Origin of the sequence: Mycolicibacterium elephantis DSM 44368 (assembly GCF_004014805.1) — a bacterium.
GTDB classification, from domain to species: domain Bacteria; phylum Actinomycetota; class Actinomycetes; order Mycobacteriales; family Mycobacteriaceae; genus Mycobacterium; species Mycobacterium elephantis.
On record NZ_ATDN01000045.1, the window covers coordinates 41,100 to 67,552 of the forward strand.

Genomic DNA, 26,453 nt, shown 5'->3' on the forward strand with positions numbered 1-26,453 from the left:
GGTTCGCGCTATGCGGGTGATCATCGTCGGGGGCGGCATTGTCGGTACCACGCACGCTCTGGAGGCGATCCGCCGCGGCCATCGCGTCGTGCAGTTGGAACGCGAAGTCGAGGCCCGCGGCGCGACCGTGCGCAACTTCGGCCTGATCTGGGTGTCCGGTCGTGCCCGTGGTGAGCTCAGCACCGCGCTGCGGTCCAGGGAACTGTGGGAAGCATTGGCCGCGGAGGTACCGGGCGTCGGCTTTCGTCCTGCCGGATCGTTGACGTTGCTGCGCACCCCCGGTGAAGTCGCGGTGGCAGCGGAAGTGGCCGCCCGTGGCGATGCCGCCGACCGGGGCTTCGCCCTCCTGGAAGCCGATCAGGTGCGCACGCTGAACCCGGCGCTTCGCGGCAAGTACCTTGCGGGCCTGTACTGTTCGCGTGACGGCGTCGTGGAGTCGAGGCAGGCGCTACCCGCGATACGCGAACACCTCGCGGCCACCGGCCGCTACGAGTTTCTTCCCGGGACCGAGGCACGCTCGCTCGACCGCACCGGTATTCGCGACGACCGCGGGACCCGCCATGACGGCGATCTGGTGCTGCTCTGCGCCGGGGCCGTCCACAGCGGCCTGGTTCGGGAGATCGCCGGTGAGCTGCCCGTCCGCCGGGTCCGGCTGCAGATGATGCAGACCGCGCCGCTGGGTGAGCAGCTGACCACGGCCATCGCTGACGGCGACAGCTTCCGCTACTACCCCGGATACGCCGGTGCAGCGCTGAACGCCTTACAGCACAGCGAATCCCAGGACAAGATGGCATCCGAGCATCGGATGCAGCTGCTGTGCGTGCAGCGGCTGCACGGCGGCCTCACGATCGGCGACACCCACGAGTACGACGAGCCGTTCGGATTCGACGTGTCCGAGGCGCCGTACGAGTATCTGGTCGACGTCGTCGAGCAGTTCCTCGGCCGCCCGCTGCCGCCGATCCGTCGACGCTGGGCGGGGGTCTACAGCCAGTGCCTGGACCCGGACCAGTTGATCTGTCGAACCTCTCCGGAGAAGAACGTCTGGATCATCACCGGTTCAGGCGGGCGGGGCATGACGATGGCTCCGGCGTTCGCCGAGCAGACCGCCGACCTCATCGGCCTGTGACAAAGGAAACACTATGCAACACAGACGCATCCAGCTGGCTGTCCTCGACATGGCCGGAACCACGGTGGCCGACGACGGTCTGGTGCTTCGCGCGTTCGACGCGGCCGCGACCGCCGTCGGTGTGCCAGCCGACGGTCCCGAACGCGAGGCGGCGCGCCACTACGTCCTCGACACCATGGGACAAGCCAAGATCGAGGTGTTCAGGGCGCTGTTCGGATCCGAAGACCGGGCTCAAACCGCCAATCTCGCGTTCGAGGAGGCCTACGCGCGCTACGTAGCCGACGGCGTGGTACCGATTCCCGGTGCCGCCGAGACCATTTGCAAGCTGCGCGACGAAGCCGTCAAGGTGGTGCTGACAACCGGCTTCAGCCGCTCAACCCGGGACCAGATCCTCGAGGCGCTCGGGTGGAACGACATCGCCGACCTGTCGCTGTGCCCGGCCGACGCCGGACGCGGTCGCCCCTTTCCCGATCTGATCCTGACCGCGCTGTTGCGCACAGGCATAGACGACGTCGCGAAGGTCGCCGTCGTCGGCGACACCACCAGCGACATCCTCGCAGGACGCCGCGCCGGCGCCGCCGTCGTCGCGGGCGTGCTCACCGGAGCGCACACCGAAAAGGACCTGTGGGCGGCAGGCGCGACACACGTCCTGCCTTCCGTCACAGAGCTTTCCGAGCTCGTCCTGTCCAGCTGACCGTCGAACCGATACGAAAAGGATCACCCGCCATGAGCTTTGGTCGCCATGCACGCAACATCGGGGCCGCCGTCGCCGGCCTCGCGCTGGCCGTGTCCGGATGTTCGAGCACCGGATCCGGCTCGCGGTCCACAACCGAGCAGGGCTTCCCTGAAACCCTGACATTGGCCGCCGTTCCGGCCGAGAACTCGGCCGACCTCAAAGCCAGCTACGACCCGCTGATCAAGCTGCTCGAGAAGGAAACCGGAGCCGAGGTCGAGTTCATGCAGGCGTCCGACTACGCGGGGGTCATCGAGGGGATGATCGCCGACAACGTCGACCTGGCGTTCTTCGGCCCGTTCTCCTATGTGGTCGCCACGATCAACGGCGCCAAGATCACCCCTTTGGGCGCGGTGGTCGGCGACAAGGGCGAGGAACCCGGTTACCAGTCCTACGGATTGGCCCGAGCCGACAATGCGGCCGTCAACGGACTCGAAGACTTCGCAGGCCAGACGGTGTGCTTCGTCGACCCCAGCTCGACGTCGGGCTTCCTGTATCCCTCGGCCGGGCTGATCGAGGCCGGCGTGGCCAGGTCCGGCTCCGAGGCCGACATCTCAGCCGCGCTGACACCCGTTTACGCCGGAAGTCATGACGCCTCGGCGTTGGCCATCGCCTCCGGTGACTGTGACGCTGGATTCGCCTTCGACACCATGGTGGACAAGACCATGATCGAGAAGGGCGATCTGCAACCAGGCCAGCTCAAAACCGTCTGGAAGTCGGAGACCATCGCCGGTTCGGTCTTCGTCGCCAACGACGCGCTCGGCACCGAAACCGTCGACAGGCTCAAGACACTGTTCACCGAGAAGGCCAACGCCGACGTGCTCGAGGCCGAAGGCTTCTGCGAAGGCGACGCCTGCCTGATCACCGACGAACGGGTCTGGGGTGTGGTCGACGCCTCCGACTCCGACTATGACGGCGTCCGCAAGGTCTGCGAGGTCACCGGCTCGGACAAGTGCAAAGGCTGACGATGGCCGTCCCGGATCTGCAGCACCCGGCGGTCGCAGGTGACGACCTCGTCGTCTCGGTCCGTGACGTCACCAAGAAGTTCGGTGACACCACCGCGCTGGACGCCGTCTCTCTCGACGTGCACCGCAGTGAAATGGTTGTGCTGCTGGGGCTTTCAGGATCCGGCAAGTCAACCCTGCTGCGCTGCCTCAACGGACTGCACGAGGTCACCTCGGGCAGCGTCGAGGTGGGCGGCGTGCGCGTCGATGGGGCCTCAGGCGCACAGGTCCGAAAGCTGCGCCGCAACGTCGGGTTCGTGTTCCAGCACTTCAACCTCGTCGGGCGGCTGAGCTGCCTGGAGAACGTGCTCATCGGCGGGCTCGGCCGGCTGACGTTTCCGCGGTACGGCGCGCTGACCTTTCCCAAGGCCATGCGCCGTGACGCGATGACCCACCTCGACCGGGTCGGTCTGGCGGATTTCGCGCAGCGCCGTACCGACACACTGTCGGGAGGTCAGCAGCAGCGCGTCGCGATCGCCCGCACGCTGATGCAACGCCCGGGCCTGCTGCTCGCCGACGAACCGGTCGCTTCACTGGATCCCGAAAACTCCGGCGTCGTCATGGATCTGCTGTTCCGGGTGTGCATCGAAGAAAAGCTCACCGTGGTGTGCACGCTGCACCAGGTCGATCTCGCGTTGGGCTGGGCACACCGGCTGATCGGCCTGCGTGGCGGCCGCAAGATCCTCGACCGACCCGCGGTGGGGATGACGCGTGACGACGTGATGGAGGTCTACCAGCGCGTCGACCCCAACATCACCACGTCGGCCCGGGTTCCGGGTGGGCCTTGAGTAGCACGCTGGAGGACCGCCCGACCACGTCGCAGACCGGACGTCGACCGGGCGGACCACCGCTTCCGGGGCTGCTGCCGCTGCTCACCGTGGCCGCCCTCGTCGGCACCCTGGTGTCGGCCTGGTCGATCGACTTCGCGCCCGCCACCCTCGTGAACGGCCTCGACGAGATCTGGGCCCTGCTGAATCGGATGCTGCCGCCCCGGCTCGACGATCCGGGGCGGATCGGGGTGCTGGCGATCGAGACGCTGTTGATGGCGTTGCTCGGCACGGTGCTCGCGGCGATCGCGTCAGTGCCGGTGGCGTTCATGGCGGCTCGCAACACCACGCCACACCCCGCGGTGTACGCGATCGCCAGGGCGGTGATCACGTTCTGCCGGGCCATGCCCGATCTACTGTTCGCGGTGCTGTTCGTCCGCGCGCTGGGGATCGGGGTATTGCCGGGGATCCTCGCGCTGGCGCTGCATTCCATCGGGATGCTGGGCAAGGTGTTCGCCGACGCAATCGAGCATACCGACCCAGGCCCGCGCGAGGCGGTGCGGAGCACCGGCGCCGGGTATCTGCGCGAAATGATCAATGCCGTGGTGCCGCAGGCCATTCCGTCATGGATCGGCACCTTCATCTACCGCATCGACATCAACCTGCGCATGTCGGTCGTCCTCGGCTTCGTCGGCGCCGGCGGTATCGGCTTCGCACTGCAGGACGCGCTGCGCGGCCTGATCTACCCACGGGCACTGGGAATCGTGCTCGTCATCCTTGCCGTCATCGCGGCGATGGAACTGGTCGCGATCGGGGTACGGCGCACACTGCTCGCGCCGACGATGTCCCACCCACAACGCGACCGCGTCATGCGATTCGTGTTCTCCGGACTTCTCATCGGCCTGACCGTCGTGGCGCTGGTGGTCTTGCAGATCAACCCGCTGTCCCTGCTGACCTGGGTGGGCCCCTCGATCGAGGTCTTCGCGAGGATGATCCCGCCGAACTTCGCGACGCTCGGAAGTGCCCTGTTCGAGGCGACGGTCCAGACCGTCGCGATCGGGGTGGTCGCGACGGCGATCGGGATCGTGCTGTCGATCCCGGTCGGCATCCTGGCGGCGCGCAACATCACGCCGAACGCGGGCGTGTACTGGTTGGCGCGCGGCTGGATCCTTCTCGTGCGCGCGGTCCCGGAACTGATCCTGGCGGTGATCTTTGTCGCCGCACTTGGCCTCGGACCGGTCGCGGGAACATGCGCCCTGGCCATCGGGTCGATCGGGTTCCTGGCCAAGCTCGTCGCCGATTCGATCGAGGAGATCGATACCGGTCCCGTCGAGGCCGTCAAGTCGGTCGGCGGCGGCTGGTGGAAGACGTTGTTCTCCGCCGTCATCCCGCAGGCGATGCCCGCGTTGGTCGGATCGAGCCTGTACATGTTCGACGTGAACATCCGCACCTCAACGGTTTTGGGCATCGTCGGCGCCGGCGGAATCGGTTTCCTGCTGTTCGAATCGATCCGCACACTGAACTTCGATGTGGCGGGGGCCATCGTGATCGTCATCTTCGTTGTCGTCTACGCGATCGAAAGGCTCTCGGGTTGGATCCGTTCTCGCCTCGTGTGACCCGGGCAGCCGTGTGGACGGGGCCAGGTGTCCACATCAGGAGCGTCGCGATACCGGATCTCCGCGACGGTGAAACGCTCGTGCGGGTCCGGCTGGCCACCGTATGCGGCAGCGACCTGCACACCGTCGGCGGTCGTCGTCCCGCGCCGTGCCCGTCGGTGCTGGGGCATGAGGCGGTCGGCGACGTCGTCGCGGCGGGGCACAACGCACCGGCGACCGTCGGGCAACGCGTCGTCTGGTCGGTGACGGTCGCCTGCGGCGAGTGCACCCGCTGCCGGTCGGGGAGGACCGCAAAATGCCTTTCGGTCCGCAAGATCGGGCACGAACCGTTCGACGGCGACTGGGCGCTGTCCGGCGCCTACGCCGAGCACATCGTGTTGCCGGCGGGCGCCACCGTCGTCCCCGTGCCTGCGCGGCTTCCCGACGCCGTCGCCGCGCCCGCCGCATGCGCGACCGCCACGGTGATGGCGGCGCTGGAGCCCGCGGGGAACCTGACCGGGCGTCGGGTGCTGATCTGTGGCGCGGGCATGCTCGGGGTCACCGCGGCAGCGGCCTGCACCGACGCGGGCGCGCAGGTGTCGATCACCGATGTCGACATTCGACGGCTGCACTCGGCTCGGCATTTCGGGGCAGCGCCCGACCGCGGCGACCCGGTCGACGTGGCCATCGACTTCTCCGGCTCGTCAGATGCGGTCAGCGACGCGTTGGCACGCCTGGACATCGGCGGGGTCCTCGTTGTGGCCGGATCGGTGCTGCCGTCACCGCCGGTGCCGGTGGATCCGGAAACCGTTGTGCGCCGGTGGCTGACGATCACCGGCGTGCACAACTACGAACCACGCCACCTTCGCGCCGCGGTCTACTTCCTCGACCGGACAAGCGACGTCTACCCATGGTCCGCGGCGGTGGCGGAACCGCTCCCGTTCGACGCGGTCGCCGATGCGCTGGCGTCCACCCCGACGGGCAAGCTGCGCGCGTCGGTCGCCCCTTGAACGGTGAGCTAGGCCGCAGCGGGCGCGAGCGCTTGACGCAGCATTGCGCATTGGCTGTTGAAAAACTCTTGGGACACAGTGGCTTTGGGGACGATCCCGTCGAAGCCGTGAAACGCGCCGTCGACGACTTCGACCTCGCACGGCACACCGGCGGCCTTCAACCGTTCGGCGTACGCCAGGTCCTCGTCGTGAAAGAGGTCCAGCGACCCGACGCCGATCCAGGCGGGCGGCAACCCGCTGAGGTCCTCTCGGCGCGCGGGCACCGCCACATCGGGGTCCGCGTCGCCCAGGTAGGCCGACCACCCGAACTTGTTGCTCGACTGGTTCCAAAGCCGGTGGCCGGGATTGTCCAGATCGCGCCGCTCGGTGGTGCGGTCGTCAAGCATCGGATACACCAGCAACTGCGCCGCCAACGGCACCTCGCCGCGGTCGTGGGCCAGCAGCGCCAACGCCGCAGCCAACCCGCCGCCCGCGCTGGCCCCACCGATGGCCACCCGCGCCGGATCCACCGAGGGCAGGGCGGCCAGCCAGGTCAACGCCGAATAGCAGTCCTGTAGCGCGGCGGGATACGGATGCTCGGGCGCCAACCGGTAGTCCACCGAGGCGACGGTGGCGCCCAACTCACGGGCGAACCTGCGGCACAACACGTCGTCCTGGGCCGGATGGCCGATGACGTACCCGCCGCCGTGGATCCACAACAGCGCCGGCCCCGCCTCGGACCCGCCGGTGGGCCGGAACAGCCGCACCCCGACCCCGGACCACAGGGTCAGCGCCTCGATGTCGCGCGGAACCCGCCGCCACATCGCCCGCGTCGCCATCCGGATCATGGGCAACGTGACGGGGTTGATGAGGTGTTTGGGAGCGAGCCGCGCGGCGCGGCGCAGCTCGGGATGAAAGTTCGGGCGGGGACGAGAGGATCGCGACACCTGATCAGTAAAGCCTCGACATCGGCAATCCGGCCTAGGATCATCGAAATCGATGGTGTCCGGCAACGCCGCTGCGAGCCGCCTCGTGGAACGGGTGGCCCGCATCTGTGTCAGGGCCCAAGACCCGCTGGATCTGCTCACCGAGGTCGCCGCTGCGGTGCGGGTGGAGATTCCCTACGCCGCGGCGGGCTGGCTGCTCACCGACCCGGACACCTTGCTTGTGAACGGTGTCTACGCCGAAAACGTCACTCGGGAGCAACATCTGCAGCGTGCACTGGCGCCGGATCTACGAGCCGAACGGATACGGTGACGAGATCCGCGGGGTGTTCCGCTCCGGCGGAGCGACGTGGGGACATGCCTGCCTGACCCGCGCCGGCGGCGAACCGTGGTTCTCCCCGGCCGAGGTCGATGTCGTCGCCCGGCTGTGCCCGCACATCGGCAACGGGATCCGGGCCTGCCTGCTGCTCGCGCAACCGGCGAGCGACGGTGACACCGCGTCGCCGGCGTTGGTGGTGCTCACCGATGACGGCAGCGTCGACGCCGTCACGCCGCAGGCCGCCGAGCTTCTCGGCCCGCTCGACGACGAACGGCTGCAGCGCACCGTCGTGCTGCACCAGGTGGCCCAGCGCGCCCGCGCGCTGGCAGGCAAGGGGCGGGGTCCGGCGGCGATGGCCAGGGTGCAGGGCGCCTCGGGGAACTGGCTCGTGGTTCGCGGCGCGCGGCTACAGCACGACGACGGCCGGCCCGGCCGGATGGCGCTGGTGATGGAGCCCGCCAGCCGCTCCGACATCGCGCCGTTGCTGCTGCAACTGCAAGCCCTCACACCGCGGGAGAAGGAGATCACCGGCTGCTGTTGACCGGCATGCCGACCGCGGAGATCGCGCGGCGGCTCTGGATCACCACCGAGACCCTCCGCGGCCACGTCAAGTCGGTCTTCGCGAAGCTGGCGGTGAGCAGTCGTCCGGAACTGGCGGCGCTGTTGTCCAAGGAACCCGACGTGCGGCCGCGGCTGGCCGACCGGTGACGGGCTGCGCGGCCACCTCCCTGGCCACCCGCCGGGCGCAGTGCCCGACGAAACGCGGAAGACCCGGCCGGAAGACGAAGCCCACGAAGCGTAAGCCCGGCAGTACCTCGGCGCCTTGGCCGTCGCGCGGCATTCCCCGGTCATCGAGGACACCGAGGTGCCCGACGAGTTCCGGCAACCCGGTGCGGTAGCCGGTCGCCGCGATCACCGAATCGGCCGTCACCTCGGTACCGTCGGCCAGCACCGCCCCGTCCCGCGCGAGCCGGTCGACCGCCGCGACGACGCGGATCGACCCGTCGCGGATGGCATCGACGACTTCCCGGTCGACGATCGCCGTGCCCGCACCGCGACGCTTCAGGCCGGCGAGCGGCCCCTCGACCGGTCTGCGCAGACCATGGGCGCTCAGATCCCCGACCACCGAGCCCTGCAGCGCCATCAACACGCGGTCGACCATCGCGGACGGCAGCCGAAGGAACAGCGGCAACGGCAGGTCCCCCGGCAGTCCACCCACGACACGCAGCAGGATGTTGGGTGGCGTGCGCACCGCCAGCATCACGCGCGACGCACCGCCGCGGGCAAGCTGGTATACGATCTCCATGCCCGTCGAACCCGCGCCGACCACCAGTACCCGCTGCCCGACGAACGGATCGGAATCGCGGTAGCGGGCCGCATGAATGATGTTGTGTCGGAACTCGTCTCGGCCTTGCCACGCCGGGACGACGGGAGTATGGAACACCCCGGTGGCGACGATGACGTGCCGCGCGGCCAGCGGTCCCCGATTGGTGGCCAGTGTCCAGCCGCCCGACGGCACCGGATCGAGATGCGACATCGCCGTGTCGTGCCGCACCGGCACGTGCCTGCGGTCGGCGTAGTCCTGCAGGTAGCCCACGTATGGCGCGTTCGAAACGCTCGGCCCCCGTTGTGGGTCGAACGCGCCCGTGCGGAACTCGCGCGCACCAACGTCGGCACCAACAACACCGTCGACCTGACACCCTCGGAACAACGCGTGGCCGAGTTGGCGGCGGCGGGCATGACGAACCGCGACATCGCCGCCAAGCTGTTCATCAGCGTCAAGACGGTCGAGGCGAACCTGACCCAGATCTATCGCAAGCCCGGGGTCAGGTCACGCGCCGCCCTCGGCAGGACGATGGCTCCCCCGGCGTGACTGCCCTTGCCGGTCAGCCTATTTCAGCAGCGGATCGCGTGGCAGGCCGAGGATGCGCTCGGCGATGGTGTTGCGGGTGATCTCGGAGGTGCCGCCGGCGATGGTCATCGCCCGGTTGCCGAGATAGGCCAGCGTCAGCGTCGGCGCCTGCCCGACGACCGGCGCCGGCCCGGCCAGTTCCATGGCCAGCTCCGTCAGCCGCTGACCCGACTCGGCGACAAGCAGCTTGGTGACGTTGCCCTCCGGTCCGGGCTCGGAGCCCGCGATCGCGCGGGTGACGCGGCGCAGGTTGAGCAGCCGCAGGGTGTGGGTCTCCGCGATCACCTCCCCCGCCCTGTGCAGGTAATGCGCCGCGGTCTCGGCCGGCGCGTCATCCAGCAGCTTGACGAGATCCTCCACCGCGAAACCGGTTGTGCCGCCCGAACCCCCGCCGATCGAGATCCGCTCGTTGCCCAGCGTCGCGCGGGCCACCAGCCAGCCCTTGTTGACGTCGCCCACCACATCGGAGTCCGGCACGAAGACGTCGTCGAAGAAGACCTCGTTGAAGTGGGAGTGCCCGGTGAGGCCCTTCAACGGGTTGACGGTCACGCCAGGGGCATTCATGTCGATCGCCATCATGGTCACCCCCGCGTGCTTGGGCGCGTCGGGATCGGTGCGCACGGTGGCCAACCCCCACTGGCACATGTGCGCCAGGCTGGTCCACACTTTCTGCCCGGTGACGCGCCAGCCGCCGTCGACCTTCTTCGCCGACGTCTTCACCGCTGCCGCGTCCGAGCCCGCGTTCGGTTCGGAGAACAACTGGCACCACATCACCTGACCGCGCAACACCGGCTCGACCCAGCGCTCCCGCTGCTCGTCGGTGCCGGCCTGCGCGATGGTCAGCGTGACCCACCCCGTGATGCCGAGGTCCGGGCGCTCCACACCGCGGAACTCCTCTTCGATGACCAGCTGCTCGAGCACGTCGGCCGCGCGTCCCCACGGCTTCGGCCAGTGGGGCACAAGGTATCCGGAGTCGACGAGGAAGTCGCGCTGCTGCTCGGCGGGCAGCGACTGCAACGTCTTGACGGCCTCGCGGGCCTGCTCGCGGTGCTGCTCCGCCTCGGCGGGAAGCGTAAACGAGGCGCCGTGCGCCTGACCGCTGCGCTGGGCGTCGACGACGTCGAGCAGCGGGTCACCCGCCTCGGCCATCAGCGCCGCCAGGGTGCGGGCCCTGCGCAGATAGAGGTGCGCGTCGTGCTCCCACGTGAAGCCGATTCCGCCGTGCAGTTGAATGTTGTTCTGCGCATTGAAGATCTGTGTGCGAATGGCGTGTGACGCGGCCACCGCGGCGGCGAACCAGGCGCCGTCGAGGTCGTCGGCGCGTGCCGCATCCCAAGTGGCCGCGGTGGTCACCTCGGCGTTCACCAGCATGTTGGCGGCGTGGTGTTTGACGGCCTGGAAGGTGCCGATGGTGCGCCCGAATTGTTCACGCACCTTGGCGTACTCGACCGCCATGTTCAGGCTGGCCCAGCTGACCCCGACCGCCTCGGCCGAGGCCAGGATCCGAAACACGGTGCGCGCCTTGCGCGCGGCGCCGCGCAGCAGCCGATCCTCGGCCACCGAAACACCCTGCAAGGCCACCGTGCCGACACTGCGCGTGGTGTCGAGCGACTCCAGCGCGGTGACGGTCACTCCGTGGGCGGTCGCGTCGACCACCGCGACGTCCTCACCCGCGACGATCACCAGCAGATTCGCGTCGGGAGCACCCAGCACGGCGGGGCACTCACCGGTCGCCGCGCCGTCGGAGCCGACCGTCACCTTCCCCGACACGGCGAGCGCACCCACCCGTGAGCCGTCGACCAGGCCCGGAAGGAGTTGAGCCCGAACGGATTCCGGTGCGCAACGATCGATCACCACCGCTGCCGCGACGCTCGGCAGGAACGGCCCGGGACACAGTTCGTGGCCCTGGGCCTCCAGCACCACCGCCAACTCGGCCAGGCCGAACCCCGAACCGCCATGATCCTCGGCGACGGCCAGGCCGAGCCAGCCGCCCCCGGCGGCCGCCGACCAGACATCGGCGGGATGTGCCGACCCGTCCTCCAGCGTCGCGCGCGCGGCCGCTCGGCTGTTCAGGCGGTTGAGCTGGCCAAACGTCGAGTCGGCCAGGTCGTTGTGTTCCTCGGTGATGGCAAGGGCTGACTTACTCACGGTGGAATTCCTCGGTTGATCGCGGTTTACATTCGACGCTCGTCGAGTAACGCTAACGCTATTGCGCAGCTCAGCGTATGCGTGATGCGGGTCACACCCGATTGTGACAGAACCGGGCGGTCGGCATGTTCGTCATGTCGCCGTTTACGGATGGGGCTGCGGGGTACAGTTCCGCAATGGCGGTACGGCCGGAGACCCGGTATCCCGGAGCGACGATGTGGACACGTGCCAGGTGGTTGCTCAACGCCGGACCGTCGGACTACCTGCTCGCGATGAGCGTCGCGTCGGCCTCGCTGCCTGTCATCGGGAAACAACTTGAGCCGCTTGGGGCCGCCACCGCGATGGGAGTGTGGGGGTCACGTCATCTGCCGGACTTCCTCGGTGCGACGGCCAAGTCGTGGTTCAGCCCGGGCAACGCGGAGCTGAGGCGTTCGGAGCGCGAAAGCACGACGGCGGTCACCATGGCCGCGTTGCGTGACATCGTCAACGCCAAGGACCTCGACATCGACTGGCCGGCGCCGCAGCGGATGCCGCCGCTGTGGAACCTGCTCGAACAGCGTCGCAGCGTCTACCGGACCTCGGTGCGGTACGGGCCGAGGCCGTCGCAGTTGCTCGATGTGTGGCGCCCCAAAGAGCTGCCGACCGAGCCGGTGCCGGTGATAATCTTCGTGCCGGGCGGCGCGTGGGTGCACGGCAGCCGGATGCTGCAGGGCTATGCGTTGATGTCGCATCTGGCCGAGAACGGCTGGGTGTGCCTGTCCATCGACTACCGGGTCGCGCCGCACCATCGCTGGCCGGCGCACATCCTCGACGTGAAGACCGCGATCGCGTGGGCGCGCGCCAACGTCGACAAGTTCGGCGGCGACCGCGACTTCGTGACCATCGCGGGCACCTCGGCGGGCGGGCACCTCTCGGCGCTTGCCGGCCTGACCGCCAACGACGCCGAGATGCAGGACGAGCTGCCCGAGGGGTCCGACACGTCGGTGGACGCCGTGGTCGGCATCTACGGCCGCTACGACTGGGAGGACCGTTCGACGGCCGAGCGGGCGCGGTTCGTCGACTTCCTGGAGCGCGTGGTCGTCAAGCGCAAGATCACCAAGCATCCCGAGATCTTCCGTCAGGCGTCACCGATCGCGCGGGTGCATCCCGACGCGCCGCCGTTTCTGCTGATCCACGGGACCGGCGACACGGTGATCCCAGTGGCGCAGGCCCGCGCGTTCGCCGAGCGGCTCCGTGCGGTGTCACGGTCACCCGTGAGCTATCTGGAACTGCCGGGGGCGGGCCACGGGTTCGACATGACCGACGGGGCGAGGACAGGCGCGACGGCCACCGCGATCTCGTTGTTCCTCAACCACATCCACCGAAACCGGTCACTGATCGGTGCCAAAGAAGTCATCTAGGGTGTCGCTGCTCCGGAAAGGGGGTGGCTCTTGAAGAGGCTGAGCGGCTGGGACGCGGTACTGCTGTACAGCGAGACGCCGGCGGTACACATGCACACCCTCAAGTTGGCCGTCATCGACCTTTCCGAACTCAAGGGCCGCGCGTTCGGAATCGAGGACTTCCGCAAGGTCATCCATGGCCGGCTCTACAAGCTCGACCCGTTCCGCTACGAGCTCCTCGACATCCCGTTCAAGTTCCACCACCCGATGTGGCGGGAGAACTGCGAGGTCGACCTCGAGTACCACGTGCGCCCCTGCCGGGTGGCCGGCCCCGGCGGCCGGCGCGAACTCGACAACGCTGTCGGCGAGATCGCCAGCACCCCGTTGGATCGCAGTAAACCGTTGTGGGAGATGTACTTCATCGAAGGACTGGCCAACGGCCGGATCGCGGTGCTCGGCAAGATTCACCACGCCCTCGCCGACGGTGTGGCGTCGGCCAACCTGCTGGCGCGGGGGATGGACCTGCAGGCTGGACCGGACCGGGATTCCTACGCGACCGATCCGGCACCGTCGCGCGCGGAACTGGTGCGCACCGCGTTCGGGGACCACATGCGTCAGATCGGGCGGCTGCCCGGGGTGATGCGTTACACCGCACAGGGTTTGCGCCGGGTACGCAAGAGCACCTACAAGTTGTCGCCGGAGCTGACGCGGCCGTTCACGCCGCCGCCGTCGTTCATGAATCACCGCGTCGACGCGCAGCGCCGGTTCGCGACCGCCACGCTGTCGCTGGCGGATGTCAAGGAGATCAGCAAGCACCTCGGCGTCACGATCAACGACATGGTGCTGGCCATCTCGGCGGGCGGGCTGCGCCGGCTCTCGCTGAAGTACGACGGGCACGCCGATCATCCGCTGTTGGCCTCGGTGCCAGTCAGTTTCGACTTCTCACCCGAGCGCATCTCGGGTAACCGGTTCACCGGCGTGATGATGACGGTGCCGATCCAGCTCGCCGACCCGCTCGAGCGGGTTCAGGCCGTGCACGACGCCGCGGTGAGCGCCAAGGAGACTCACCACCTGCTCGGCCCCGAGCTCGTCAGCAGATGGTCGGCCTATTTCCCACCCGCGCCCGCCGAGCGGCTGTTTCACTGGCTGGCCGAAAAGGACGGCCAGAACAAGGTTCTCAACATCCCGATCTCGAATGTGCCCGGCCCGCGCGAGCACGGCCGGGTCGGCGGCGCGCTGGTGACCGAGATCTACTCCGTCGGACCCCTGACGACCGGAAGCGGTCTGAACATCACGGTGTGGAGCTACGTCGACCAGCTCAACATCTCGGTGCTGTCCGACGGCGCCACGTTGTCCGACGCGCATGAACTCAGCGACGCGATGATCGACGACTTCGTCGAGATCCGGCGCGCGGCAGGGCTTCCCGAGGAGCTGACGGTCGTCGAGTCCGCGATGGTTTGATTGTCGGCTCGGCCGACGGTGGCGTGATTGTCTTTCCGCGAGCAGACGCGAACACCCCCAAAATTCGGGGTTTCAGGGGGTTTTAGCGTCTGCTCGGCGCGGGGATGCTGTGTGTTTGGCGTGCACCCAGGACAGGAACGTCTCGACCGCCTGCGCGGTGTAGTGCGCGCGCGGCGAGCCGTAGAAGTCGAACGCGTGCTGGGCGTGGGGGATCTCGGCGTAGACGACGGTGGAGGTCGAGACGCTGCGCATGGCCTCGGCGAAATCGCGACCCTCCTGCACGGGGATGATCGAGTCGTCCCGGCCGTGCAGGATGAAAAACGGTGGCGCATCGGGACGTACCCGCCGGATGGACGATGCGTCGACGTAGACCTGTTTGTGCTCGGTGATGCGCTTCTTCACCACGAACTTCTGCAGGAACACGATGAACTCGCGTCGTCCCGGGCCGCGCGCGGACACCCAGTCGTAGCGGCCGTAGATCGGCACCGCCGCCACGACCGAGGTGTCGACGTGCTCGAAACCCGGTTGCCACTGCGGATCGTCGAAGGTGAGCGCCGCCAGCGACGACAGATGCCCGCCCGCCGAACCGCCGGTGATCGCCACGAAGTCCGGGTCACCGCCATAATCGGCGATGTTCGCCTTGATCCAGGCCAGTGCGCGCTTGACGTCGACGATGTGGTCCGGCCAGGTGTGGCGCGGGCTCACCCGGTAGTCGATCGACACGCACACCCACCCGCGTTCGGCGAGGTAGCTCAGCAGTGGGTAGGCCTGCGGACGTCGCATACCGATCGACCATGCGCCGCCGGGCACCTGCAGCAGCACCGGCGCCTTGCCGTCGCGGGGCAGGTCGGCGCGTCGCCAGATGTCGGCGCGGTTCACCCTGGCATGCGGGCCGTACTGCACCGTGCCGGCCCGCTCCACGTAGCGCCGTCGGATCAACTCGTTCGGCGGTACGCCGATGAGGGCGCGCGGCCGCCGCGCAGGCTGTGACTGCGCCGCGATCGTCTCGTAGTCCTCGCCCAGCGTCTCGCGCAGCGGCTCTTCGAAGTAGGGCCGGGACGTCGCGTTGCGGTACATGATCAGGCCGAGCAGTGACCAGGCGATCGCCGTGAGCACCAACGCGATTCGGCCCTTCGCGCCGCGGAAGTCGCCGCGAATGCCGCGTCGTGCCGCGTCCAGGATCGAGCCGGCCAGATACAGGGGCGCCGCCTCCGTGGTGGGCCAGCCGAACGCGAACACCGGCAACGTGATGTAGCCCTCGCGGCCAAGGGGGCGCACGCCGTTGGCGGCGTTGACGAGCTCGGCGACCGCGTGCAGCAGCGGATAGCGACGCCTAGCCACGGTCGACGAGAGCTTGCAGGTCGCGGCGCACGATCTTTCCTGTGCTGTTGCGGGGAAGTTCGGTCAAGATCGTGATCTCTCGGGGCACTTTGTAATTCGCCAGGTTATCCCGGACGTGCTGCTTCAGTGAGTCCGGAGTAGCCGCCGCATCCGGATTCAAAACCACGAACGCGGCCAGCCGCTGCCCGAACTGCTCGTCGTCCACGCCGAGCACCGCGGCTTCGGCCACGTCGGGGTGCGCGCTGAGCGTCTTCTCCACCTCGATCGGATAGACGTTCTCACCACCGGAGACGATCATCTCGTCATCACGGCCGACGACGAACAGCCGGCCCGCGTCGTCGAGATAACCGACGTCACCCGACGCCATGAAACCGTCGTGGAAATCCTTGGTGGCACCCGACGTATAACCGTCGAACTGGGTCGAATTGCGCACGTAGATGCCTCCGACCTCGCCCGCGGGCAGCTCACGCAGCTCGCCGTCCAGGATGCGGATGTCGGTGCCCTCGGCGGGCCGACCCGCGGTGTCGGGTGCGGCGCGCAGGTCCTGGGGTGTCGCGGTGGCGATCATGCCGGCCTCGGTGGCGTTGTAGTTGTTGTAGATGACGTCACCGAACTGGTCCATGAAGGCGATCACGACGTCGGGTCGCATCCGGGAGCCCGACGCAGCGGCAAAACGCAGCGAGCGGCCGCTGTAGCGGGCCCGGACCTCGTCGGGCAGTTCCATGATGCGGTCGAACATCACCGGAACCACACACAGCCCCGTCGCCCGGTGCCTATCGATCAGCTCGAGCGTGGCTTCGGGGTCGAACTTGCGCCGGGTGATGATCGCGCAGGCCATCGACGCGGCGAACGCCAACTGGGAGAACCCCCAGGCGTGGAACATGGGCGCCACGATGACGACGGGCTCCTCGGCGCGCCAGGGTGTACGGTCCAGGATCGCCTTGAGAACTTCGGGGCCGCCGCCGGAATGCTTGGCGCCCTTGGGTGTTCCGGTGGTCCCGGACGTCAACAGGATGACTTTGCTCTTGGTGCCGTGTCGTCTCGGGTGACGCCCGGCGTGGGCGTTGACGATGCCCTCGACGGTGAGGCCCTCGACGGGGTTGTCGGACCACGCCACGATGCGGGTCGTGTCCGGCCGGCCGCTCAGAGCCCGGTCGACGGTGGTGGTGAACTCCTCGTCGTAGATGATCGCGTCGACGTGTTCGCGGTCCACCACCTCGGCCAGCGCGGGACCGGCGAACGAGGTGTTGAGCAGCAGCACGTCGGCGCTGATCCGGTTCGCTGCGATCAACGACTCGACGAAGCCGCGGTGGTTGCGCGCCATGATGCCGATGACCTTCGGGTCCGCCTCGGCCTGCAGGCCGGCGGCGAGGGCGTCGGCGCGCTCGTCGATTTCGCGCCATGTCAGGGTGCCGAGTTCGTCGACGAGCCCGGGCCGGTCCGGGCAGCGCTGTGCGGCGCTGGCGAATCCCGAAGTGATGCCCATGTTTTCGCGTTGCATCGCGGCGGCGATGCGCAGGTACTTGTCGGGCCGCAACGGCGCGATCAGCCGGGCCCGGCGCATGCTCGCGATCAGGCCCAGCGTGTCGGTGAGTCGGTCGACTATCGCCATCGTCGTATCAGCCCAGCACCGGAAGCCGGCGTTCTGCGGCCAGTTCGTCCAGCGCGCGCTGCATCACCCGACGCACATGGGCGTCGACCTCGTCGATATCGGGGTCCGCGCCGAACTCGGCCTCGATGTCGATCGGCGGCAGCACCTGCATGACGATCTTGGACGGTAGCGGGATGTTGGGCGGAATCACCAGGGACAGCCCGAACGGGAAGCCGAACGAGATCGGCACGATCTTCGTGCGGGCCAGACGCGCAATCGGTCCGAGACGCTCGGCCAACCACGTGCCCCTGGAAAGGAAGATCTGGGTCTCCTGACCGCCGATGCCCACCGTCGGCACGATCGGCACGCCCGCGTTCAGCGCCGCCTTCACGTAGCCGGTGCGGCCACCGAAGTCGATCACGTTCTCCGAGAACGTCGGTCGGTACACGTCGTAGTCACCGCCGGGAAACACCACGACGAGCCCGCCCGAACGCAGTGCGGCGTCGGCGTTTTCACGGTTGGCCCTGATGTAGCCGATGCTCCGGAAGAAGTCGCCTGTCGGCCCGGCCATCAACATGTCGTGGCTCAAGGTGTACAGCGGCCGGTGGTAGCCGTGACGGTCGTAGAAGTCGGCCGCCAGGATCGGCACGTCCATCGGAAACAGCCCGCCGGAGTGGTTGCTGACCACCAGCGCACCACCGCTGGGGATGTTGTCCAGGCCGCGCACCTCCGAGCGGAAGTAGCGCTTGAGGAACGGCCGGGTGAGGTTCATGACCCGTTGGGTCAGGCCGGGGTCCCACTTGGCAAGCTCCGACGGCCTGGTCCTGGTCTCGGTCGCGGCCATGTGGCCCCCTTCGAATGAAAAACTGAAACGTGTTCTAGTTTAGCCTGGCCCCCCGGTGCGCCGGGATGACGAGCTCCGCGGCCGATACGATCACCGCGTGAGCGACGAAACCAGTGGAACCAAAGAAGCAGTACTGGTCGAGCAGCGTGACCGGATCCTGATTATCACGATCAACCGGCCCGAGGCGAAGAACGCAGTGAACGCCGAGGTCAGCCGTGGCCTGGCCGCCGCGATGGACCGCCTCGACGACGATTCCGGCTTGTCGGTGGCGGTGCTGACGGGTGCAGGCGGCTCGTTCAGCGCCGGGATGGACCTCAAGGCTTTCGCCCGCGGGGAGAACGTGGTGGTGGAGGGCCGAGGCATGGGCTTCACCGAGCGGCCCCCGGTCAAGCCGCTGATCGCGGCGGTGGAGGGCTACGCGTTGGCAGGTGGCACCGAGCTGGCGTTGGCCACCGACCTCATCGTGGCGTCGAAGGAGTCGGCGTTCGGCATTCCGGAGGTCAAGCGAGGCCTGGTCGCAGGCGGCGGCGGACTGCTGCGGCTGCCGCAGCGCATTCCGTACGCGATCGCGATGGAGCTGGCGCTGACGGGAGACAACCTGCCCGCGGTGCGTGCGCACGAACTCGGTTTGGTGAACGCGCTCGCCGAACCCGGGCAGGCGCTGGAGGCGGCGATCGCGCTGGCCGAGAAGATCACCGCCAACGGACCATTGGCGGTCGCGGCGACCAAGCGGATCATCGTGGAGTCGCGCAGCTGGAGCCCCGACGAGATGTGGCGCAAGCAGATGGAGATCCTCGGGCCCGTATTCGCGTCCAACGACGCCAAGGAGGGCGCGATCGCGTTCGCCGAGAAGCGGCCACCGAAGTGGACCGGCACCTGACGGTTTTCCGTTGCGCTGCGGCGGGCAACCGAGGGGCATGGAACTTCCGCTGACGGATTATGACCAGTTACCTCTCACCGAGTTGCGCCACCGCATCCGCGCGTTGGACGAACCGCAGCTGCGGCTGTTGTTCGATCATGAAACCGCGCACGGCAATCGCATCCCGGTGCTCGAGCTGTTGAACGCCCGGCTTCGGGAGCTGACCCACGGCGCCGAGCCGTCCGGCGGCGATCCGGGCAATGCGCCTGGCGTCAGCGGCACCGCGGGTGGCTCACCGGTCCAGGAGTCGACCGCGGCCGAGCCCGGAACGCCGTTGCGTCACGGAGTTGCCTCGCAGACCCCGACGCGCGGACGGCCGTAGGGCCGGGGCCTGCCGTGCAGCGGGCGCCGTGGGTATTTCTCCGGCCAGGCCCGGAGCGAGGCCGAGGCCATGGAATTCGAGTTCGTCAGTCTGTCGCGTTCGGCATCCGACTTGCAGGCAGGTGCACAGCGGTTCGCCGACGGTGCGGGCCGACATGGCTCCAAAACTCATAATCCGACCTTGCGGACGGCAGAGGGATTCGGTGTTCGCCCACTGACAGTATTGGCGCCGTGGAACTCGAGCTTGACCTCAACAGCCGTTGGGGTCGCAGGATGTGGTCATGACTGTCGACGCAAGCCCCGGGCTCGATCTCGCTGCCTACTTCAACCGGATCGGGTACACGGGCTCGACCGAGGCGACTGTCGACACGCTGTGCGCGCTGGTTTCCGCGCACCTCGCCGCCATCCCGTTCGAAAACCTCGATCCGCTGATGGGCAGACCGGTCGCCGATCTGAGTGCGGCAGCCCTCAGCGCCAAGCTCGTGCAGCGCCGCCGCGGCGGGTACTGCTTCGAACAGAACGGCTTGATGGGGTACGTGCTCACGGAGCTCGGGTACGGGGTGGAGCGCCTCGGCGGCCGGGTGGTGTGGATGCGCGACTCCGACGAGCTGCCCGCGCAAACCCACGAGACGCTGTCGGTCAGGGTTCCCGGGGACGACGGGCGCTGGCTGGTCGACGTCGGCTTCGGCGGGCAGACACTGTCCTCACCGATCCGGTTGGAACCCGGGCTGGTGCAGCAGACCCGCCACGAGCCCTACCGGCTGCGCGAGCACGGCGACGGCTACATGCTCGAGTCGCAGATCCGCGACGAGTGGCGCCCGCTCTACATGTTCGGCACCCGCCCCCAGCCGCTGATCGACCGTGAAGTCGCAAGTTGGTATGTGTCGACGCATCCCGAGTCCGGCTTCGTCAAAGGCCTGACCGCCGCACTCGTCACCGACGAAGCCCGTTACAACCTGCGCGGCCGCAACCTCGCCGTCCACAACGCCGACGGCACCGAACGAATCCGCTTCGAGGACGCCGCCGGCGTGATGAACGCATTGACCGACCGCTTCGGCATCGATGTGACGAACCTCGGCGACAGCACTGACATCGAGGCACGCATCAGCGAAGTCCTCGACACCTGACCACCCCCGCGCCCATCACCCCGCGCGCCCAAAGGGACATTTCGGCGGATTTGTGCGAGTAAATCCCACCATTTCGTCAATCTCGGCGGGAGCGCAGACAGCAAGAATTGTCATGTCGTCGCGGCGCGCGCACGGCCATACTCGATGACCGTGGGCGACGGATCACGTAGGGACCGGCTGCGCGAACTCCTCGACGCGGTCGTCGACGACGACAACATCGAGGTCGGCGACATGGCGCGCAGCAGCTACTCGTCCGAATTCCACTTCTCCCGCGAGGTGCGCCGGCTGACGGGGGAGTCGCCTGCGGCGCTGCGGCGACGCATCATGCTCGAGCGGGCGGCGTGGCGGTTGCACCGCGGCGAAACCGTCTCGGCCGTCGCCGCCGACGAAGGGTGGTCCTCGGCGGAAGTGTTCTCACGCGCCTTCCGGCGCACTTTCGGTGTGCCGCCGTCACGCGCGACCGAACTACCGTTCCGCATCCCCGCGCCCAACGGCCTGCATTTCCATCCGCCCCACTCACTGTGGCTGGACGGCGACGGGAACACCAAGGAGCCCGACATCTCTCAACTGATGGTGGCGCACGACGTCGCCGACACCACGTACCTGATCAACCAGGCCACCCAGCTGTCCAACAGCCAATGGAGAGAACCGATTTCACCGGGACAGGTCGTCCTCGACTGGGACGGTCCGGAGCCCAGCGTCGGCGCAGTCCTCGGCACCATCGTGTGGACCAAGCAGGTCTGGCTGGCCACGATCGATGGCCGCGACTTCCCCGATCGCACACCGACACAACCGGACGCAACCACACCGGAGGAACTAGCGGCCCACCATGAGGAAATCGGAAAGCGTTGGACGGACATGGTTTCGGAGTACACCGCCGAGGGCAGGCTGGGCGACACCATCATCGACGCGCTCTGTGATCCGCCGGAGTCCTTCCAGCTGTACGGCATCGTCGCGCATGTGCTCACCTACTCCGTGCACCGACGCGAACTGGCACGCCAGATGCTGGCACGCCACGGCGTGAGCACCCACCGCGGCGATCCGCTCGAATGGATGAGAGGCAACTGACGTGGCGACCGTGTACTACACCGCGTCCAGCCTGGACGGCTACATCGTCGATGAGTCCGACAGCCTGGACTGGCTGACCTCGCGCGACATCGACCAGGCCGGGCCGTTCAACTACGACACCTTCATCAAATCCATCGGCGCAATCGTGATGGGATCGGCCACCTACGAGTGGATCGTGAAAAACCAACCAGGTCAATGGATGTACCAGCAGCCGAGCTGGGTGCTGACCAGCCGTCCCCACATTGTGGTCGACGGCCATCCGGTGCAGACGTACCACGGCGGCGTCACCGAGTTACACCCGACGCTGGTGTCCGCCGCCGACGGCAAGGACGTGTGGGTGGTGGGCGGCGGCAATGTTGCCGCGCAGTTCGTCGCGGAAGGTCTGATCGACGAGATGATCGTCAGCTACGCGCCGTGTTCGCTCGGCGGCGGCTCACGTGTGCTGCCGATCCGGTCGGAGTGGGTGCTGTCCGAGTCCGCGGTCAACAGGGACTTCGTGTGCGCGCGGTGGCACAAGGCCTAGCGGTCGTCCGGAACACCGTGGCGGCGGATGAATTCCCTTGACTTGATCAGGAATTCGACCTGCCGCGCGACGTCTTGCAGCGGATCGACGCTGCGTGTGGACCGGCAGAGCACCACCGCGCCCTCCAGCGAGGCGATGCACATGATCGACAGCGAGGCCGCTTCGGCCTCGTCGAACCCGTCCGACACGAATGCGCGGGTCAGCGCGTCGCGCCAATGGGTGAAGATTCCGCCCGCGATCGAGGTCAGCTGCGGTTCGTCATCGACGGACCCGACCGCCGCGGCGGCGACCGGACAGCCGGCGGTGAAGTCACTTTTGACGAGCAGCTGTTCCCAGAACTCGACGAATTGCCGGACCAGGTACATCCCGCCGTTGGTGGCCGCGTCATCCATCACCTCGGTGATCGCGTCACCGGCGTACTGCAGCGCTTCGGTCAGGATCTGGTTTCGGCCACCGGGGAAGTGGTAGTAGACCGAACCGCGCGGCGCACCGCTGCGGGCCAGCACCTCGTCGATCGTGACGCCTGCGACCCCGCGCTCACGCAGCACCTCGGCGGCGCTGACGAGCATGTTCGTCCGCGTCGAACCGCGAGGTTTCCGGCTCTTGGTCGAGGTGGCAGACAGCGGTACCTCCAGGGCGGTCAGGTTGCCGGCGTCCCCCGCATCGGCGACGGACGCCAGCCGAAGCCGCGGGTGCCGAAGCGAAAGATTGCCCGACGGCGATCAGGCACACGATACGTGAACCGACGGCCGGCGAAGTTGACCTCAACGATCCACATCGGGCGCCCTCCATTTCTATGCTGAATAGCATAAAACGCGCAACACACAATCGCAATTTCGGTATTCCCGTGACAGCAAACCCGCAGTTCATCGGAGAAGGGGCTCAAGCGCCCCAATCCCAGATTATGGGTGATCTCATAATCCGGTATTGGGGCTACGCTCAGCTAGGTCCGACGGGGAAGGCGCTGGTCATGGGCCACTACAAGAGCAATGTTCGCGATCTCGAGTTCAACCTCTTCGAGGTTCTGGAGCTCGAGAAGGTGCTGGCCAGCCGCGAGCTCGGCGACTTGGCCGCCGATGACGTCCGCGCCTTGCTGCATGACGCGGCTCGGGAGGCGGAAGGGCCGTTGGCTGAGGCGTTCGCCGACGGTGACCGTCACCCACCGACGTTCGATCCCGCCACGCATTCGGTGGCGTTGCCGGCGTCGTTCAAGGAGGCTGTCCGGGCATGGCAACGTGGGCCCTGGCTGCGCCTGGGACTACCGGAGGGCATCGGAGGCATCCGCGCGCCGGCAACGGTGCGATGGGCCGTCAACGAGTTCCTCGTGGGCGGTCAGCCTGCCGCCTTCTTCTACCTGGGCGGTCCGTCGATGATGTCGGTTCTGCACAGCGAGGGCAATGAGCAGCAACGGCGTTGGGCCAAACTCGCGGTCGACCGCGACTGGGCCGCCACGATGGTGCTCACCGAACCCGATGCGGGTTCAGATGTCGGCTCGGGTCGCACGAAAGCCGTGCCTCAGCCCGACGGCACCTGGCATCTCGAGGGCGTGAAGCGGTTCATCACCTCGGGTGACTGCGACGACCTGTTCGAGAACATCGCGCATCTGGTGCTGGCGCGCCCGGTGGGAGCGGGCCCGGGCACCAAGGGGCTGAGCCTGTTCTTCGTGCCGAAGTACCTGCCCGATCCCGAGTCAGGGGCACCGGGCCCGAGAAACGGGGTGTTCGTGACGGGTCTGGAGCACAAGATGGGCCTGACCGCGTCGGCGACGTGCGAGCTGACCTTCGGCCAGCACGGGACGCCGGCGGTGGGCTGGCTGGTCGGTGACGTGCACAAAGGCATCGCGCAGATGTTCAAGATCATGGAATACGCCCGGATGGCGGTGGGCGCCAAGGCGATCGCCACGCTGTCCACCGGCTACCTGAACGCGTTGGCGTACGCGAAGGCCCAACCGGGTGGTCTCGATGACGCCGAGGTCCGGCGGTCGCTGATGACGCAGAAGTCCTTCGCGGAGGGGATGCGGGCGCTGTACCTGTACACCGGTGCGCATCAGGACGCCGCTTCGGCCGCAGTGGTTTCCGGCGCCGACGCGACCATGGCGCAGCGCGTCAACGACTTGTTGCTTCCCGTCGTGAAGGGGATGGGATCGGAGCGGTCCTTCCAGTGTCTGTCGGAGTCGCTGCAGCTGCTGGGCACCGCAGGCTATCTGCAGGATCAACCGATCGAGCAGTACATCCGCGACGCCAAGATCGACTCGCTCTACGAGGGCACCACCGCCATCCAGGCGCAGGATCTGTTCTTCCGCAAGATCATCCGCGACGACGGCGGGGCGCTTGGTCACCTCACCGCCCAGATCGTCTCGTTCCTCGAAAGTCCGTCCGCCCGGCCTGAACTCACGCAGGGGCGTCGACTGCTCGCGACGGCGCTCGCCGACGTGCAGGCCATGGTCGCGAGCCTGACGGCATACTTCGCGAGGTCGTCCGAGGAGCCCCGGGAGGCGTATCGCGTCGGGTTGGGCTCGGTGCCGTTCCTGTTGGCCCTGGGTGACCTGCTGGTCGGCTGGCTCCTACTTCGTCAGGCCGAGATCGCGCTGACCGCCCTCGACGACGATCCAAGCGACGACGACCGCGCGTTCTACCGCGGAAAGATCGCGGCGGCAGTCTTTTTCGCCAAGAACGTGCTACCGCGGCTGTCCGCCGAGCGCCGCGTCATCGAGGGTATCGACCTCGCTGTGATGAGCCTGCGCGAAGAAGCCTTCTGACTCAGCGAGCAGACGCGAAATCCCCTAATTTCGGTGCAAAAGAGGGGTTTTCACGTCTGCTCGCGGCAAGAGGGTCAGTCCTCCGGGGTGTAGCCGAACGGCAGCAACACGCTCTTGGGCTCGACGTAGGCCTCGATGCCCTCCGGTCCGTTCTCGCGGCCGATGCCGGAGTTCTTGTAGCCGCCGAACGGGGCGCCGGGATCGAAGGCGTACATGTTCACCGCGTAGGTGCCGGTGCGGATCTTCGACGCGACCTCGAGGGCCTTCTTGTTGTCGGTGGTCCACACGCTGCCCGCCAGGCCGTACACCGAGTCGTTGGCGATGCGGATCGCGTCCTCTTCGGTCTCGTAGGGGATGATCGCCAGCACCGGGCCGAAGATCTCCTCCTGGGCGATCGTCATCGAGTTGTCGACGTCGGCGAACACGGTGGGCTCGACGAACCAGCCCTTGTCCAGCCCCTCGGGACGGCCGCCGCCGGTGACGAGGCGCGCCCCTTCCTCCACACCCTTCTTGATGTAGCTCTCGACGCGGTCGCGCTGCTTCTCCGAGATCAGCGGCCCGATCGCGGCGTTCGGGTCGTCGGGCAGCCCGACCGGCATCGCGGAGATGAAGTTGGCGACCTTCTCCACGACCTCGTCGTACCGCGACCGCGGCGCCAGGATGCGGGTCTGCGCGACGCACGCCTGCCCGCTGTTCATCACGCCCGAGAACCCGAGCATCGGCAGCGTCGCGTCGAGGTCGGCGTCCTCGAGGATGATCGCGGCGGACTTGCCGCCCAGCTCCAGCGTGCACGGCTTGAGCTTCTCGGCGGCGATCTTGGCGATCTCCTTGCCGACCGCGGAGCTGCCCGTGAACGTGTACTTGTCCAGCTCCGGGTTGGCCGTCAGCGCGCGCCCGGTCTCCGGGCCGCCCGGCACGATCGACAGCACCCCTTCGGGCAGACCGGCCTCGGCGAACATCTCGGCCATCGCGAACACCGACAGCGGCGTCTCGGCCGCGGGCTTGAGCACCACGGTGCAGCCGGCCAGCAGCGCCGGGCCGAGCTTGTTGGCGGCCAGGAAGAACGGCACGTTCCACGCGGTGACGGCGCCGACGACACCGATCGGCTCGCGCACCACCAGGGTCTGGCCGTAGATGCCGTCGCGGATCTCTTTCCACTGGAACTTGTCGGCCGCGCCCGCGTAGTACTGGAACGCCGACATCGCGGCGCCGTACTGCATCATGTCGACGATCGTCTGCGGCTGCCCGGTCTCGGCGGCCAGCAGGTACTTCAGCTCGTCGGCGCGCTCCTCCATCAGCTTGACCGCGGCACCCAGCACCGCGGCCCGCTCCTGAGGCGACTTGTGCGGCCACGGCCCCTCGTCGAACGCCTTGCGGGCGGCCGCGCAGGCCGCGTTGACGTCTGCCTCCACGGCCAGCGGAACCTTGCCGACCAGCTCACCGGTGGCCGGCGAGCGCACCTCGATGACCTCCTTGGACGCCGGCTCGACCCACTTGCCGCCGATGAAGAGTTTGTCCCACTGAGTTCGATGCGCCGGCTCGCCGGCGGGAGTCTTGGATGCCACGGTCTGCGTCATGTCCGTC

At 67.8% G+C, this 26,453-nt stretch carries 24 protein-coding genes and 2 pseudogenes; 18 read left to right on the top strand and 8 right to left on the bottom strand.

Going from position 1 to position 26,453, the window contains the following annotated elements; genetic code table 11:
• The first annotated feature begins 10 nt into the window (after positions 1 to 10).
• From MELE44368_RS21820 to MELE44368_RS21845, 6 genes are read left to right on the top strand one after another with little or no spacing between them, the layout of a single operon-like run.
• Positions 11 to 1,126 (top strand): TIGR03364 family FAD-dependent oxidoreductase, encoded by a 1,116-nt coding sequence (locus MELE44368_RS21820; protein WP_128110427.1) that lies wholly within the window; start codon positions 11 to 13, stop codon positions 1,124 to 1,126.
• A gap of 13 nt (positions 1,127 to 1,139) precedes the next feature.
• Complete coding sequence (locus tag MELE44368_RS21825) at positions 1,140 to 1,820, top strand: phosphonatase-like hydrolase (RefSeq protein ID WP_128110428.1); 681 nt, start codon at positions 1,140 to 1,142, stop codon at positions 1,818 to 1,820.
• Positions 1,821 to 1,852: 32 nt separating this feature from the next.
• A complete protein-coding gene (locus tag MELE44368_RS21830) occupies positions 1,853 to 2,824 on the top strand; it encodes a phosphate/phosphite/phosphonate ABC transporter substrate-binding protein (protein ID WP_128110429.1) in 972 nt (323 codons plus the stop codon).
• Positions 2,825 to 2,826: 2 nt separating this feature from the next.
• Positions 2,827 to 3,651, top strand: a complete 825-nt coding sequence (gene phnC / locus MELE44368_RS21835) for a phosphonate ABC transporter ATP-binding protein (RefSeq protein WP_128110430.1) — start codon at positions 2,827 to 2,829, stop codon at positions 3,649 to 3,651.
• A complete protein-coding gene (phnE, locus tag MELE44368_RS21840; RefSeq protein ID WP_128110431.1) occupies positions 3,648 to 5,246 on the top strand; it encodes a phosphonate ABC transporter, permease protein PhnE in 1,599 nt (532 codons plus the stop codon). Before phnC ends, phnE begins: the two co-directional genes overlap by 4 nt.
• Positions 5,222 to 6,235 (top strand): zinc-binding dehydrogenase, encoded by a 1,014-nt coding sequence (locus MELE44368_RS21845; RefSeq protein ID WP_128110432.1) that lies wholly within the window; start codon positions 5,222 to 5,224, stop codon positions 6,233 to 6,235. Before phnE ends, MELE44368_RS21845 begins: the two co-directional genes overlap by 25 nt.
• A gap of 8 nt (positions 6,236 to 6,243) precedes the next feature.
• Here MELE44368_RS21845 and MELE44368_RS21850 read toward each other — a convergent pair whose 3' ends face one another.
• Positions 6,244 to 7,161 carry an alpha/beta hydrolase gene (locus MELE44368_RS21850; RefSeq protein ID WP_241566723.1) on the bottom strand — a complete coding sequence of 306 codons (918 nt, stop codon included), beginning with the start codon at positions 7,159 to 7,161 and terminating at the stop codon, positions 6,244 to 6,246.
• A 55-nt stretch (positions 7,162 to 7,216) separates the two neighbouring features.
• Between MELE44368_RS21850 and MELE44368_RS21855 the strand changes: the two genes are divergently transcribed.
• The 3 genes and pseudogenes from MELE44368_RS21855 to MELE44368_RS27535 form a co-directional block, all read left to right on the top strand.
• Entirely contained in the window at positions 7,217 to 7,471 is a 255-nt protein-coding gene (locus MELE44368_RS21855) for a hypothetical protein (protein WP_206613839.1), read from the top strand.
• Positions 7,431 to 8,018 carry a hypothetical protein gene (locus tag MELE44368_RS21860; RefSeq protein WP_128110435.1) on the top strand — a complete coding sequence of 196 codons (588 nt, stop codon included), beginning with the start codon at positions 7,431 to 7,433 and terminating at the stop codon, positions 8,016 to 8,018. The genes MELE44368_RS21855 and MELE44368_RS21860 overlap by 41 nt, the downstream gene beginning before the upstream one ends.
• A gap of 5 nt (positions 8,019 to 8,023) precedes the next feature.
• A pseudogene (locus MELE44368_RS27535) lies at positions 8,024 to 8,077 on the top strand (hypothetical protein); the annotation flags it as partial.
• A gap of 7 nt (positions 8,078 to 8,084) precedes the next feature.
• Here MELE44368_RS27535 and MELE44368_RS21870 read toward each other — a convergent pair.
• Complete coding sequence (locus MELE44368_RS21870; protein ID WP_241566724.1) at positions 8,085 to 9,074, bottom strand: NAD(P)-binding domain-containing protein; 990 nt, start codon at positions 9,072 to 9,074, stop codon at positions 8,085 to 8,087.
• A gap of 27 nt (positions 9,075 to 9,101) precedes the next feature.
• On the opposite strand from MELE44368_RS21870, the pseudogene MELE44368_RS21875 reads away from it, so the two are divergent.
• Positions 9,102 to 9,350, top strand: a pseudogene (locus tag MELE44368_RS21875) (helix-turn-helix domain-containing protein); the annotation flags it as partial.
• A gap of 18 nt (positions 9,351 to 9,368) precedes the next feature.
• Here the strand turns inward: MELE44368_RS21875 and MELE44368_RS21880 are convergent.
• Entirely contained in the window at positions 9,369 to 11,537 is a 2,169-nt protein-coding gene (locus MELE44368_RS21880; protein WP_128110439.1) for an acyl-CoA dehydrogenase family protein, read from the bottom strand.
• Between the two features lie 176 nt (positions 11,538 to 11,713).
• Between MELE44368_RS21880 and MELE44368_RS21885 the strand changes: the two genes are divergently transcribed.
• Both MELE44368_RS21885 and MELE44368_RS21890 read left to right on the top strand, forming a co-directional pair.
• Positions 11,714 to 12,937 (top strand): alpha/beta hydrolase, encoded by a 1,224-nt coding sequence (locus tag MELE44368_RS21885; RefSeq protein ID WP_128110440.1) that lies wholly within the window; start codon positions 11,714 to 11,716, stop codon positions 12,935 to 12,937.
• Between the two features lie 30 nt (positions 12,938 to 12,967).
• On the top strand, positions 12,968 to 14,377 hold the full coding sequence (locus MELE44368_RS21890) for a WS/DGAT/MGAT family O-acyltransferase (RefSeq protein WP_128110441.1): 1,410 nt from the start codon (positions 12,968 to 12,970) through the stop codon (positions 14,375 to 14,377).
• A gap of 72 nt (positions 14,378 to 14,449) precedes the next feature.
• On the opposite strand, the gene MELE44368_RS21895 is transcribed toward MELE44368_RS21890, so the two are convergent.
• The 3 genes from MELE44368_RS21895 to MELE44368_RS21905 are packed head-to-tail and all read right to left on the bottom strand — an operon-like array spanning position 14,450 to position 18,153.
• Complete coding sequence (locus MELE44368_RS21895) at positions 14,450 to 15,718, bottom strand: alpha/beta hydrolase (protein WP_128110442.1); 1,269 nt, start codon at positions 15,716 to 15,718, stop codon at positions 14,450 to 14,452.
• On the bottom strand, positions 15,711 to 17,330 hold the full coding sequence (gene fadD12 / locus MELE44368_RS21900; protein WP_128110443.1) for an acyl-CoA ligase FadD12: 1,620 nt from the start codon (positions 17,328 to 17,330) through the stop codon (positions 15,711 to 15,713). The genes MELE44368_RS21895 and fadD12 overlap by 8 nt, the downstream gene beginning before the upstream one ends.
• Positions 17,331 to 17,337: 7 nt before the next feature.
• Complete coding sequence (locus tag MELE44368_RS21905; RefSeq protein WP_128110444.1) at positions 17,338 to 18,153, bottom strand: lysophospholipid acyltransferase family protein; 816 nt, start codon at positions 18,151 to 18,153, stop codon at positions 17,338 to 17,340.
• A gap of 97 nt (positions 18,154 to 18,250) precedes the next feature.
• Between MELE44368_RS21905 and MELE44368_RS21910 the strand changes: the two genes are divergently transcribed.
• The 5 genes from MELE44368_RS21910 to MELE44368_RS21935 all read left to right on the top strand — a co-directional run bounded on the left by MELE44368_RS21910 (position 18,251) and on the right by MELE44368_RS21935 (position 22,111).
• A complete protein-coding gene (locus MELE44368_RS21910) occupies positions 18,251 to 19,033 on the top strand; it encodes a crotonase/enoyl-CoA hydratase family protein (protein ID WP_128110445.1) in 783 nt (260 codons plus the stop codon).
• Between the two features lie 37 nt (positions 19,034 to 19,070).
• On the top strand, positions 19,071 to 19,394 hold the full coding sequence (locus tag MELE44368_RS21915; RefSeq protein ID WP_064927613.1) for a DUF8129 domain-containing protein: 324 nt from the start codon (positions 19,071 to 19,073) through the stop codon (positions 19,392 to 19,394).
• A gap of 280 nt (positions 19,395 to 19,674) precedes the next feature.
• A complete protein-coding gene (locus MELE44368_RS21925) occupies positions 19,675 to 20,520 on the top strand; it encodes an arylamine N-acetyltransferase family protein (protein ID WP_128110446.1) in 846 nt (281 codons plus the stop codon).
• Positions 20,521 to 20,664: 144 nt separating this feature from the next.
• Positions 20,665 to 21,588: a helix-turn-helix domain-containing protein gene (locus MELE44368_RS21930; protein WP_128110447.1), complete on the top strand. Its 924-nt coding sequence runs from the start codon at positions 20,665 to 20,667 to the stop codon at positions 21,586 to 21,588.
• 1 nt (position 21,589) lies between these two features.
• Entirely contained in the window at positions 21,590 to 22,111 is a 522-nt protein-coding gene (locus tag MELE44368_RS21935; protein WP_128110448.1) for a dihydrofolate reductase family protein, read from the top strand.
• Here the strand turns inward: MELE44368_RS21935 and MELE44368_RS21940 are convergent.
• Positions 22,108 to 22,680 (bottom strand): TetR/AcrR family transcriptional regulator, encoded by a 573-nt coding sequence (locus tag MELE44368_RS21940; RefSeq protein WP_128110449.1) that lies wholly within the window; start codon positions 22,678 to 22,680, stop codon positions 22,108 to 22,110. The two genes, MELE44368_RS21935 and MELE44368_RS21940, sit on opposite strands and share 4 nt — an antisense overlap.
• 401 nt (positions 22,681 to 23,081) lie before the next feature.
• Between MELE44368_RS21940 and MELE44368_RS21945 the strand changes: the two genes are divergently transcribed.
• The gene (locus MELE44368_RS21945) at positions 23,082 to 24,869 is read left to right on the top strand and encodes an acyl-CoA dehydrogenase (protein WP_128110532.1); all 1,788 of its coding nucleotides are present in this window, start codon (positions 23,082 to 23,084) and stop codon (positions 24,867 to 24,869) included.
• Between the two features lie 74 nt (positions 24,870 to 24,943).
• On the opposite strand, the gene MELE44368_RS21950 is transcribed toward MELE44368_RS21945, so the two are convergent.
• Complete coding sequence (locus tag MELE44368_RS21950; RefSeq protein WP_128110450.1) at positions 24,944 to 26,446, bottom strand: aldehyde dehydrogenase; 1,503 nt, start codon at positions 26,444 to 26,446, stop codon at positions 24,944 to 24,946.
• Positions 26,447 to 26,453 lie beyond the last annotated feature (7 nt).